The 12,351-nt window shown below is 51.9% G+C and carries 8 protein-coding genes and 1 pseudogene; 3 read left to right on the forward strand and 6 right to left on the reverse strand.

What is annotated here, in order from left to right; all coding sequences use genetic code 11:
* Positions 1-16: 16 nt before the first annotated feature.
* The 5 genes and pseudogenes from ACHHV8_RS27495 to ACHHV8_RS27515 all read right to left on the reverse strand — a co-directional run bounded on the left by ACHHV8_RS27495 (position 17) and on the right by ACHHV8_RS27515 (position 6,712).
* Positions 17-1,958: pseudogene (locus tag ACHHV8_RS27495) on the reverse strand (lasso peptide isopeptide bond-forming cyclase).
* A gap of 264 nt (positions 1,959-2,222) precedes the next feature.
* Entirely contained in the window at positions 2,223-3,935 is a 1,713-nt protein-coding gene (locus tag ACHHV8_RS27500) for a hypothetical protein (RefSeq protein WP_395162530.1), read from the reverse strand.
* Positions 3,936-3,952: 17 nt separating this feature from the next.
* Positions 3,953-5,242 (reverse strand): efflux RND transporter periplasmic adaptor subunit, encoded by a 1,290-nt coding sequence (locus tag ACHHV8_RS27505; RefSeq protein ID WP_395162531.1) that lies wholly within the window; start codon positions 5,240-5,242, stop codon positions 3,953-3,955.
* Positions 5,243-5,304: 62 nt separating this feature from the next.
* Positions 5,305-5,970, reverse strand: coding sequence for a CpsD/CapB family tyrosine-protein kinase (locus tag ACHHV8_RS27510; protein ID WP_395162532.1), 666 nt, complete (start codon positions 5,968-5,970; stop codon positions 5,305-5,307).
* Entirely contained in the window at positions 5,948-6,712 is a 765-nt protein-coding gene (locus ACHHV8_RS27515; protein ID WP_395162533.1) for a YveK family protein, read from the reverse strand. The genes ACHHV8_RS27510 and ACHHV8_RS27515 overlap by 23 nt, the downstream gene beginning before the upstream one ends.
* Positions 6,713-7,225: 513 nt before the next feature.
* Here ACHHV8_RS27515 and ACHHV8_RS27520 point away from each other — a divergent pair.
* From ACHHV8_RS27520 to ACHHV8_RS27530, 3 genes are all read left to right on the forward strand, one after another.
* Positions 7,226-7,831, forward strand: a complete 606-nt coding sequence (locus ACHHV8_RS27520) for a hypothetical protein (RefSeq protein WP_395162534.1) — start codon at positions 7,226-7,228, stop codon at positions 7,829-7,831.
* Positions 7,832-7,862: 31 nt separating this feature from the next.
* Entirely contained in the window at positions 7,863-10,625 is a 2,763-nt protein-coding gene (locus ACHHV8_RS27525; RefSeq protein WP_395162535.1) for a right-handed parallel beta-helix repeat-containing protein, read from the forward strand.
* Between the two features lie 191 nt (positions 10,626-10,816).
* Entirely contained in the window at positions 10,817-11,098 is a 282-nt protein-coding gene (locus ACHHV8_RS27530) for a hypothetical protein (RefSeq protein ID WP_395162536.1), read from the forward strand.
* 259 nt (positions 11,099-11,357) lie between these two features.
* Here the strand turns inward: ACHHV8_RS27530 and ACHHV8_RS27535 are convergent, their stop codons facing one another.
* Positions 11,358-12,266: a LysR family transcriptional regulator gene (locus ACHHV8_RS27535; protein WP_395162537.1), complete on the reverse strand. Its 909-nt coding sequence runs from the start codon at positions 12,264-12,266 to the stop codon at positions 11,358-11,360.
* Between the last annotated feature and the right edge of the window lie 85 nt (positions 12,267-12,351).

Consider the following 12,351-nt stretch of genomic DNA (forward strand, 5'->3'; position numbering starts at 1 on the left):
ATTTAGTCACCTCCCTTCAGGTAAAGTTTTTTATAAACCGGTAAAGAATCAGGCTTCGCATCAGGATTCGGTACTCCGGATCCGTTGCCAGCTCCGGGCGGCCCCCGGCCTTGGCCTTGGTTAAAGCGCTGTGAATGACTTGGCCGTTCAAATACTGCATAGCTCTTGGATCAGCGCTCAGCTGCTGCAGCTCAGCGATAAATTCCTTCCAATAGGGGAGCATTCGATGGACCCAATCCGCCCCCTGAACTCCGCGGACCCGTTGATTCAGCCTGACGCTATCCGGCAGCAGATGCTCCGTTCCCCGGCGAACCAGGAGGCGGTCCACTCCGTCGCGGACATACTGCTCTTCCGGAACCGATAAGCAGAAGCGAATGACGCGGATATCGTTGGTAGGATCTCGCTGCGCCAAAGAATACCTTAAGGACAGCTTGGCGGACATAATATTCGTCGTATTCCAATGGGATACATCCCCGAAATGCCGTTGTCTATGCTTGTAAGCATCCGTTGTCGAGAACCAGCCCGACTGATCCATACCCGACTGCTTCAGCCTGCCGTACACCCCGGTTCTTCCCGCAAAATCCGGATTAATCAGCTTTGGAAACTGATAATCGCTATCGGACGAAAAGAAGCGGTTCATCAGCGGGAAGGCTACTTTGGCTATGTAAGGCAGCCTGCGCAGCCTCGCGCCTCCGACCTTTTGGCTGTATTGATTAAGCTCATGGTAGAGGGTCACCCAGCGCAGCCGCTTCAGCAGCCTTGCGTAATGATCCAGCGCGGACCCCCACGAGATGCCGAAATTGCCGCGTGCGCCGCTGAGCAAAATACCGACTCCTTCCTCACGCGCTCTCTCGAACATGCCTTTGATCCAGAAGGAGTTTTCAAAAAACTTATAAGGCATTTCCAGCGCATCCAGGAACTCTCCGATTTCCGTAAACGAGTTCTTCCCTTGGAAGTCCAGGTAATGATCTTGAATGCCTCCTACATGCCGTACCGTGGATTGAATGTAAGGTCTTTCATCCGGCAGCATATACTTGGGCGTGTAATCTTTAAAATCCGCCGGAGGGATATAGCTAAATGTAGATAACGGCTTGCCGGCTGCACTTAACGCTTCGGCAGCGAAGCTGACAACCGAACCGGAGTCCAGACCGCCGCTCAAGTGCGCGCCCACGCCGCGGAAGGTCCCGCAGCCTAGATTGCACCGATTGGCGGAACACCTCTTGAAACGCCTCCTTGTATTCCTCATCAGAACGCAATTTCAATGTTTCACCGGCCGTTACATTGCAGTACCTTTCCACCTTAACAGCCTGATCGGTGACCAAGATACAATGGGAAGGCGGCAGCTGCTCAATACCGAGAAACGGACTGAGGGAAGCATCGACCGAATCGATGACACCGCTCACAGCCAAGTATTGCGCAAGCCATTGCTCGTTCAGCTCCCGTCTGGCATACGGCAGGGTAAGCAGCGGCTCCATCACGGTGCAGAAGGCCAAGCTCTCGCGGCTGCGCATATAGTAAAGTGTGCGGCTGCCGGAGAAATCGCGGGCTCCGAAGAGCCTCCGCTTACTCTCATCCCAGATCATAAAAGCAAAATCGCCTACCAGATGCTGAAGCGAATCGCTCCCCCACTTGTCATAAGCCAGCAGGATCAGCTCACTGTCCGTCATCCCGGCTCTCCGGTCGTATTCCACCTGAAGCCCTTCAAACAATTCCCGGCGGTTGTCGATGATCGCATCGGCCGTGATCGCTAACCGCCTCACCGAATCGTAAAAGGGGAGGCGTTCCTCTCTCGATTCCGGCGTCACATACTGGGCGAGGCAGCCGAAGAATACGTTGGCTTGATGCCAAACCGCAGCCGCATCGGCCGGATACTTGCTTAACCCTGACATCAATACATATCCGTGCTCCATATTGACAGGCTCTTGATCGAAATTGTAGATTCCAGTAATGGCGCTCATGATTTCCTCCACATGCAGCAGGATAAGATGTCAGGAATAATATCGTTCTTTAAAAAGAACGTTCACTTTGCAAGTATCCTATATCCACACTAAAATGATTATTTTCATTGCCGTAAGTGTTATCTATAAAGCCCTTGAATTGTTCTTTATTAAGAACATTCTCAGAATAGCATCTTCCTGTACGACTGTCAACTACTTCCTTTGCCTTTTTCCTCCGCCCTTGCCCAATGCCTGCACGTCCCCGGCCCGCCGTTCATTTCCAGGCTAATGCAGGGTCGTGACCAGCCGCTCGGCCTGGCCGAAGGGCGTCTCTACCGTCTCATATATATTGAGCGTGTCCGAGAATTCGAACAGGATGGAGTCGAGATTAATCGTCTGCGAGCCGGATACCAGCTTGTTTTCATCCGTGAACGAAAGCGCCTTGGAGCCTATAATCCGCCCCTGATTGTCGACCAGCTCCACTTTCATCTTAGGAAAAATTTGGTCCACAACCGCATCGTCCTGCAGCTTGATATCCAGATCGAGCTTCAGCTTGTAGGAATAAGGAAGCGCCTCCTTCGGCGATCCCATATAGACCTCAACCTTCCAGCTGTTAAATTTCACATTGAACGGATAAAAGCTGAGCGTCCCGTCCTCCGGCGATTTGGACTCGACCTTCGTCTTCAGCCTGGCGATCGGGAGACTGTAGGGAGCGACGGTCGTACCGTCCAGCAGATCCATCGTCAAATTATCGCCCTTCTCGTTATTCGGCAGCACGAAAGTATAGTAGACGATATAGCTGATGTTCGGAATCAGCATGTCGACTACCTTGCTCTGCCTTTCGCCTAGATACCGGCTTCCGTCCGCACCGGTCAGCTGGGCTTGAAAAGCAGGCAGCGCGATAGGGCTGTCGCTGCGGTTCTGCAAGCGGAATTTGGCTACGGCGGCCTTGAAGCCTCCGCCTGCCCCCTCATGCATTTGCAGCGATACCAGAGATACGCCGACCTGGGAAGGAATGACCTTGTTCAGCGGATCGAACTCGATCACCTTATTCCAGGCATAGGGCTGAACAGGCGTCGAAGTCTGCAGCCGGCCGCTTTCCGCCGGAAGTGTGATCGACAGCTGACCGATGGAGAAATCGATCTTGGTCTGCTCATCCAGCGTAAAGCTTTCCGGCGTCAGCACAGTCAGGCTTTTCAGCCCGTCCTTACGGCCGGCAGGAATCGCATAATGAATATACCGCTGCTCGCCGGGCTCAAGAACGATAGGGTCCTTTTCGAGCCGCTGCGCGCTGAATACTCTTGTATCCGATTTAGCGTTGATCCGGAAATCGGGAATCTTTTTTTTCTGATCGGTCTTGTTCACGGCCAGCAGCTCCAGAATCGTAGTTATCCCCTGAGGCGTATTCTGCTCATTGAAGCTGACCGGCTTATACTCGATCGATGTGGACAGCACGGAAACGGTGAACGGCTCTCCCCACGGCTTTATCGCCTGCGGATCTGTAATAGACGCCGTTTCCCCTTTCCATTCTATGGAGGCCACAGGGACCGACAGAATCGTTTTTTCCGTTTTCGGCGACGCATACTCGTCTACGTCAACCCAGGTCAGCTCCGCTATCGAGAACGGATCCTGACGGTCCACGGCAATCATATAGCTCAGCTCCACCGTTTCCTTCGGCTGAACGGCTACCGGATTGCTTTTGCTTGAAATCAGGTTATATTCAATGCCGCCGTCGGTCTTCGCCCGAACCTCGTAATCCGGCACACGGGTGAGACGCGGTCCGTCGTTATAATAGCGGATGACTGCGGCGATTCGCGTTCCCTCGGAGACCGGTTCGTTCAGAATGCTCTTGACCGACACCTTCACCGCATTCGTTAACGCATAGTCATCGGTTGCCGACGTCGCTTCGTTTGCGGCAGCCCGGAAAAAAGTCGACGGGATGCACAGGGAGACGATAAGGATGAGAATAACCATCGTTTTCTTCCATTTGATTCGCAATTGGGTTCACTCCATTTTTATTTTTGCTCTTCCACGGCCGAAGGGTCCACCTTTTCCTTGTCCTTCAAATCATTCGGGTTCGTGACTACCTGCTCTCCTTCTTTGACGCCGGAGAGAACCTCCTGCAGCGGCTCATTGACTCTGCCGAGCTGCACCTTACGCTTCTCTACCCGATCCCCCGCAAGCACGAAGACGAAGGAATCGTCGCCTTCCTTGACGATACTGTAGGTCGGAATGGTCACCACGATCTGCTCCTGCTCATCCGTCAGCTGGATGGCGGCTTTCATGCCAGGCTTCAGCAGCATGTCCTTGTTCGCGACCTCCAGATTGAGTTCGTATGCCTTCGCGTCCGGATCAATAACTTTGGAAAGGAAGCTGACCTTCCCTTTTCCCTTCTGTGCCGGCTCCCCGGCTATGTAATAGGAAAGCTCCGTTTTGTTCGCTACATACTTGGTTTCATCGCCCGACAAGAACGCTTTGATCTTGATCGGGTCCACCTTCTGAATAACGCCGAGCTTCGCCCCGGCCTGCATCGTCATTCCGGCCTCCAGAGGCAGCTCTGTCAAAATGCCGCTGACCGGCGCCTTGACCTCCAGATAGGTCATGGACTGCTCGAACTGGAGGAGCGATATCTGCGCATCCTTCAGCTGCGTTTCAAGCTCCGATATGGAATCGTCCGGCGCGACGATCATATTTTTCTTCTGCTTCAGCTGCTCCAGATCAAACTTGGCGTTTCTCAGCTGCACCTCAGCCTGGTATACCTGCGCTTTATTCGCCAGGCCGACCTCGTAATCGTTCTTGGTTTTATTGTAGCTTTTGGTCATATCGACCAAGCTCTGCTCCAGCTTTTGAATCGAAAGATCCAAATTCCGCTTCTGATTCTCCAGATCTTTTCTTGCCCGCTCCTTTGCCTTGCCGATAGCCGCCTGGGCCGTTTCCACCGCCAAATTCGCCTTATCCCGCTGGAACTTGGCCTCCGTGGAGTTCAGTCTGACAAGCACCTCGCCCTCCTGCACCATATCGCCGCGCGCCTTCAGAATGCTCTCGATATCGCCCCCGGCCTTGGCCACCACGTCGAACTGAACCGATGATTGGACGTCCCCTGCATGCTCGACCGGATCCCCGATCTTTTGCTTGACCGCCTTGATGACCTTCACGCTTTTGACCGTCTGCTCCACGCCTGCTCCCGTCTTATTCGAGCTGATCGGAATCGCGTCGGAGCAGCCCGCTATCAGGGTAAAGCTGACGGCCAGCATACATATCAGTCTTGCCTTGCGGCGGAGGGGCTTTAATCGTTTTCTTCTCATTCGCTATAAACCTTCTCTCCTTACAGCTTTGTGGTATTATCAAAATCCAATATGACGCTTATTTACAAATAGGCTTCCACATCCTGATGGTTGATCTTATTGAGCACTACGCCCATCAGCTTCGCTTTGGCCAGTACCAGGTCTTCCTTCACCTTTTTCGCTACAATTCGTTTCAACGTGCCGTACTCGACCACCAGCAGCACGCCGTCGCATTGAGCCGCCACGATCTTGCCGTCCGTCAGCGTCAGTACCGGAGGCGTATCGATGAAGATCATGTCAAAGCTCTGCCGAAGCTGGTCCAGCAGCGTATTCATTTGCCGGGAAGCCAGCAGCTCCGTCGGGTTCGGGGGAACCGGCCCTGACATCAGAAGCGATAAATTATCGATGTAAGAAACCCTTATGGCCTCATTCATCGTACTTTGTCCTGTCAGGTACGTGGAAAGGCCTCTGTTATTCTCCCCGCCAAAGGATAAATGGATGGACGGCTTCCGTAAATCCGCATCGATCAGCAGCACCCTTTTACCGATCTGCGCATAGGCCGTTGCCAAATTGAGAGCCGTCGTCGTTTTGCCCTCCCCCCGTCTGGCTGAGGTAATCGCAATGGTCCGGGTATTCTCGCCGTTCACGGAGGATTCAATATTGAACCGTAAGGAACGGTAAGCTTCCGAAGCGGAGGAGCTTGAGCTGACCTGCATAATAATTGCGCTATTCGCGGACGGTTTTGGCATAAGCGGCTTCACCTGCCTTTCTCCGGGCTGTATTCCGTTGTTCCTTTCTCAGCTCGCCGGCCTTGATTCGGGGAACCGCCGCCAGTGTCGCGGTTCCGAATATTTGCCGGATATCCGATTCCTTCTTCAGCGTATCGTCCATCGCATCCAGCAGAAGGACGGCGCCTATGGCGACAACCAGCGAGCCGATAAAGCTGAGAACGATATACTGGTTCGATTTCTTGTTAATCGGCACCGGATTGTCCTGCACCTTGGCTCTGTTCAGGATCGTTACATTATCGACCTTCATAATCTTGGGAATTTCCGTCTGAAACACATCGGACACGGCATTCGCAATTTTGACGGCTTTATCGTAGGAGTAATGGGTAGCGACGATTGTCATTACCTGCGTCTCGTGGAGATCGGACACGTTGGTCATGGCGATAAGCTGCTCCGCGGACAAATTCAAATCGGGGTAGCGCTGTACGACCTTATCCATAATCGCCGGCGTTTTGATGATTTCTTTGTACGTGTTGATGAGCGCAATGTTGACGCCGATGGCCCCGTAGTCAATCTGTTCCTTGCCCATAAAATCTTTCTCGCCCGTTTTATTGACGATCAGCTTGGTCGAAGCGGTATAGATGGGCTGGTAGTTCAGGGAGCTGTATACAGCCGTAAGCATCGTGCACAAGACAACCACGGTGACAATAAGCCATAGCCGTTTTTTTATAAGGTACAAATACTCTTTCAGGTTAATTTCCATACTTCCCTCCATACACTGTTCTCCGGGCGGAAATCGCTCGGCTTCGATTCGCTGCCGCCTCAAAATGATACTATCTGTATCATTTGTTACTCTTACTTTATGACACTTTTTGTATCATGTCAACAGACTTTTTCGTTATTTTGTTCCATTTTGTATCAAGAAAAATGCGTCAGCGTTCGCTTATCTTTCACCTTTTTCGCATCGGAAACATAGGATACAAGAGACAATCCTTCAACTATATGGAAAGGGGTTGACGCAAGATGGCAGCTGATACGAACAGCCGGCAAGCCTACATCGTTTATTACGAGGATTGAACCGGCGGGGAACAGGTAACGATAATCAACACAACCGTACCGGACAACGTCACCAACTTGACGGCGGCCGATGTGCGCGCAACGTCCGTGACCTTATCCTGGTCGCCCAGTCCTTCTCCCGATGTGACCGGGTACGAGGCTGCTGAATGGGACCGATGCTGTCGGAACTACCTCGGGAACAACGTATCAAGTTACCGGCTTGGCGGGAGAAACCACGAATACGTTTACGGTCAAGGCGAAAAACGCGGCAGGCAACGTCTCCAGCGGTTCGGCTCTGACCGTTACAACGCCCAAGCCTTCCTATGCATTGTCCATGAATGGGACAAGCGACTATTTCTTTACCCCGACCCTCACCTTCGATACGGTCGTGATGGATTTTGCCGCGGAGCCCAAGGCCGGAGCCTACTCTTCCTACTTGGATGCTTCAAGAGGCATTGCCAATAGCGCTTTCCTGCACACCAGTTCAGGCAGCGATCTTCTTCAAGCCGCTTGGAAAACGCTGCTCGTGAACGGCACGGATCAAACCGCGGCCCTTAAGGCCGGTTCATCCGCCGTTATTCCGGCGAACCAGCGGGTTACCGTTCAACTGCAGCTTCCCTCCACCGGCAAGTCTGCCGTTTATATTTTTGCTAACCAGCTGGGACAGACGCCGATGAAAGGAACGCTATATGCCCTGACGTTTACTCTGAACGGGAAGGCGGTTGCTGCATATGACTTCACTCAACCGTCCCCGGGTACGGCGATCCCCGACCGGAGCGGAAACAATCAAACGGCCACTTTAAAAGGCGGTACATGGATCGCTTAGCAAGCAGAATGACAGCGGGAGGTGGAAAGGTATGGAAGGAAAAATCAAGAAGCTGAAAAATGAAGCGGATGAATATATGTATCCGGTCACGGTGGCTGATGCGGTCTTTACCGACCCGGAGCAGACCTTAACGGCCAAGCTTGCAGATATGGAGAAACGACTGGGGGGCTCCCCCATATCCTACGCGATTGAATTGGAGCGATGGGGTATTCGTAATGACGGAACCAATGCAGAGCAGACTACCCAAGGCATTAACAATGCGTTGGCATGGGCCAAGTCCCAAGGCTATAACCATGTGCTGCTAGGCAGCGGTACGTACAGTGTGAGGCTCGATACGAACGATGCCGCCATTCATATGCTGAGCGGCATGCACTTTGAAATGAAAAACGACTGCGTGCTGCAGCTGCAAGGAAACTCGTCGCCTAACTACCGCGTCATCGAGATTAAGCAAATCGAGCATGCCAAGGTTTCCGGCGGCCGTATTATCGGAGATAAAGCTTCGCATCAGTATGAAATGTATGTAAAATTCGTCAGAGGCGGAGTAAATGCGGACGGGACGCTGAACGACAATCCCAATTTTATCCGCAGTGAAGTGATCGACCGGTATAAGGCTCCGGGACTATTAAACAACTTCCGGCTCTGGTCGATTCCCGGCGTCAAGAATACTGTATACAGCTTTTACCAGTACAAGGATACCGTATCGAAAGAAACGTTCGTCAATTTCCGCAACAATGGCGGCTTTGCCCCTGTGACCTCGTCGGGACGCGGCTGGTTCGATACGATAGACAAGGCGAATAAAATGATTTTCACCATCGACATCTCCTCTTCCCCCTTGACCGACGCTCAAATCGCCCAAATAAATGCCAAGGTCGATAACGCTTACTATACGCACGAGAGCGGGCTCGGCATCGGGATTCTCAGCTCCAACTATATCGAAATCGACGGCATGGAAATCAGCGACTGCACCGGCGACGGCATTCTTACGGGCATCGGGGTTTATTACGACGATGCGTCCAAATATACGCAGCAAGAGATGGGGCAGCATATTTACATTCACGGCTGCGATATTCATCACTGCCGAAGGCAGGGGATGTCCCTGTGCGGTCCGAACGACGTCTATGTCTTTAACAATACGATTCATCATATCGGCTTCGCCTCAGATAACGTTACGACCGACTTCAAGAACGGGACGGCTCCCATGTTCGGGATTGACATTGAATCGATGGTCAGCGAAAGCAACATTCCCTACAAAAGCAACTATTTGAATCAAGACGGTCTCGAGACGAATTACCGCATCTACATCTACAACAACTACATCCATCACAACGCCAAAGGACATTTCGTCAATGCGGACGGAACGCACATTACGCTGCAGAACAATACGTTCGAGGGCAGTAATGTCGGCGGGATCAGCTCTTATCCTAACCAATGGTTCGTAAAATATTTGAATAACACCTTTATCCAATGCCAGCTGGTCGTTGCGGGCAACAATGTGGTCAATGGCGCCGTCGCCAACAAAGCCAATATCAACGTCAATAACGCGCAGGGCGCATTGATCGAGAACTGTCAGATTAAGGACGGATTATTTTACGGCTCCAGCATTTACGGTTATTTCGGCAGCCCCGCTTCCGTCGATGTCGCAACCGGTACTTTCACTTATACTGCGGCGCATGGGATGGGCAACGGGGCTCAGATCAGCTTCGAGCAGTGGTTCGGTAAAGTACCGACGGGCATTAGCGTCGATAAGCTTTATTACACGGTCAACGTCACGCCGAACAGCTTCCAGGTATCCGAGACAAAAGGCGGCGTTCCTGTCGTCATCACCGATGCCGGCGTTTCCGGATTCAGCATCAGCCGATACAATTATGGCCGCTGCTACATTTCCAACATTGTCGTGGAGAAGGATTGGAAGGACGGCAATACCTTTGACGACACAACAGGCTTCAGTCTTCTTACCGCAGGCGGGGTGATCAAAAACGTCATCGTCAAAAATAGCACCCTGTCGATCAAACCGCCCGCGTCGTATGTGGGGAGACCCAATACCGCGGAAGGAATTACGCTGATTGAAGGAACGGCCAATTTCGAAGGGAGCCAGATCAGCAGCTTGAAGGTGATCCGTATCAAAGGCCGGGCGATGGGCGGGGATGTGAACCTAGGCTCGAATAACGCGTATTCGAGAGTAAACGTGGACGGCGCCTTCTTCCAAGGCGTCCAGGTCAACTTCGGAGCCGCTTATCTCAGCAACGGCACCTTCCTCAACTCGACGGTCTACAAGGCGGAGAGCCCTACGCTCTCCACCATTGCCAACAGCTATTTGGAGAACAGCACCATAAGCCTTCATTGGCTCACCTATGACAAATCGATGACGATTGCCCGTTGCTTATTCAACAATGTCACGCTGGACGTCAGCTCAGCTGTTCAGATGATTGAAAACATCGATCTGAACACGCGGCTGACGGACAACCGGATGAGCGCTCCTCCCACAAACGGGAAATACGCACTAGGCCAAATCATCTATAATGCCGCTCCGGCCCCCGGGGGCTATGTGGGCTGGATCTGCACGACGCCAGGCTATGCAAGCAATCAAGTCTGGGCTGCCGGCAAAAGCTACAGCTCAGGCAGCCGGATCTCGGCCAACGGCCACGTTTATGAAGCCGTAACGAGCGGCACGTCAGGCACCGTCTCGCCTGCTTTCCCGACAGCCGCGGGAGCTTCCGTTACGGATAACAATATCACCTGGAAGGAGCTGGGACTTCAGTCCGTATTTAAGGCTTTCGGACCTATTAGCTCCTGATCCGTCACTGCAGGCCGCCATCTGACTGGCGGCCTGCTTTTTTTTATGGGAATTCAGTGATCTCTTACAGCAATAATTTGAATTTGCCGTTCTCAAATGATGGAAATTGATGTATGATTCTTTATAACGAACTGCGTCTTCATGACTAGTCAGCATGCCTCGATTTTAGTTGGAAAGGAGGTCATGGTACTTTGTTACGAGTTAAAAGGCTAGTCTTTCTTACCCTGCTGCTTAGTTCAATCATGCTGCCCACGACGGCATTTGCCTCATCAGGCAGCCACTCCTCGTCGAACAGCAGCGTCAGCCAATTGTTAAGCCAGCTGTTTTCTTTCCTCTCAAGCTACCAGTCACATCAGAACAATAAGGATCCATGGAAGAATCAACACGATTTCGAGGACTGGTACAACAAACATAAGAACGATTGCCCTCCAGTAGAATCGAAGGATATTTGGAGAGACTGGTTCTGCAAGTAACTTCATGCAAAAAGACCGGCCCAAAGACGGGCCCGCTGGAAAAATGTATTTTTGCGCGTACGGAGCCTGCTTACGATCGCTGTCGTTCCCGGATTTCTTGGGTTTCCATGCGAGCGCTTACGTTTCTGCTGAACGAATCTGCGCGCTTCGTTCCTTTTTCAGCGGCAGCCTTGGACGAGAAAATAAGTCCAAGGCTGCCGCTGTTTTTTTGAGCTCACAATCCAGCAAGTAAATAGGTGTATTCCTAGCGCTGAATAGGCTAAACGGTTTTGTTCTCCTCCTCTGAAACGAGAACTTCCCTTGCTGCTTCAATGAAGGATGACATGATTGGTGAAAGCCACTTGTCCTTATGCCATACCATATGCGTATACACGTGCAAATCCGGAACTTGCCATGGCAGCACAACGAGTTCGCCCCGTCCAACTTCGGCTTCCGCCACTATTTCAGGAAGAAAGGCAATCCCGATTCCCGAAATGGCACATTGTTTAATGGCTTCTGCACTTTGAAACTCCAAATACGTAATACTATCGATTCCCTCTTTCTCAAATGGCCGGTCAAACATGGTTCGATAAGGGCAGCCTTTTTCATTAGTCAGGAACACTTCACCGTGGAAATCTTCCAGCCGGAGTACAGTTCGTTTGGCGAGCGGATGGTCTGGAGCGGCGAAGAAACGGAAGGTTTCTTCCAGCATCGGCTCCACTGCAAGCCCTGTTGAGCGAAGGGGTTCGTCCAGTATAAAGACGACGTCCGCGGTTCCCTCAAAAAGCGCTTGCTTAAGCTGCTGATTGGAAACGGAGCGGAAGATGAGACGAACTCCCGGATGCTGCGAACGAAATCGTTGAAAGAGCGCCGGAAGCCGGTAGGCGCAAACCACCTCGTTGGCACTTATCGTTAGGGTGCCGCTTAAAACTTCATTGTCATGAACGACGCTGCGGGCTTCGTCCAATTTGTCCAGGACGCCCTGGACATAAGTTAAAAATCGTTTACCCGCCGTTGTGAGCACGAGCTGCTTGCCCAAGCGGTCAAAGAGACGAACACCAAGCTCCTCCTCCAATGCTTTTATTTGCATCGTGACATTAGAGGGGACGTAGTTCAGCACTTCCGCAGCCCGGCTGAAATTTAAAGTCGATGCAACCATGCGGAACGTATTCAGCTGACGCAATTCCATCGTACTGTCTCCCTTTCATATTCAAAATTATTGAATACTATTTTGAATTTCATTCACTTTTATTGAGAGTACCATGGACCTATAC

This window comes from Paenibacillus sp. TAB_01, assembly GCF_043945595.1.
Classification (GTDB): Bacteria; Bacillota; Bacilli; order Paenibacillales; family NBRC-103111; genus Paenibacillus_S.

Excerpts from the sequence above, each read along its gene's own strand:
- ACHHV8_RS27515 (WP_395162533.1), bottom strand. The coding sequence starts at position 6,712 with ATGGAAATTAACCTGAAAGAGTATTTGTACCTTATAAAAAAACGGCTA.
- ACHHV8_RS27510 (WP_395162532.1), bottom strand. The coding sequence starts at position 5,970 with ATGCCAAAACCGTCCGCGAATAGCGCAATTATTATGCAGGTCAGCTCA.
- ACHHV8_RS27505 (WP_395162531.1), bottom strand. The coding sequence starts at position 5,242 with ATGAGAAGAAAACGATTAAAGCCCCTCCGCCGCAAGGCAAGACTGATA.
- ACHHV8_RS27535 (WP_395162537.1), bottom strand. The coding sequence starts at position 12,266 with ATGGAATTGCGTCAGCTGAATACGTTCCGCATGGTTGCATCGACTTTA.
- ACHHV8_RS27525 (WP_395162535.1), top strand. The coding sequence starts at position 7,863 with ATGGAAGGAAAAATCAAGAAGCTGAAAAATGAAGCGGATGAATATATG.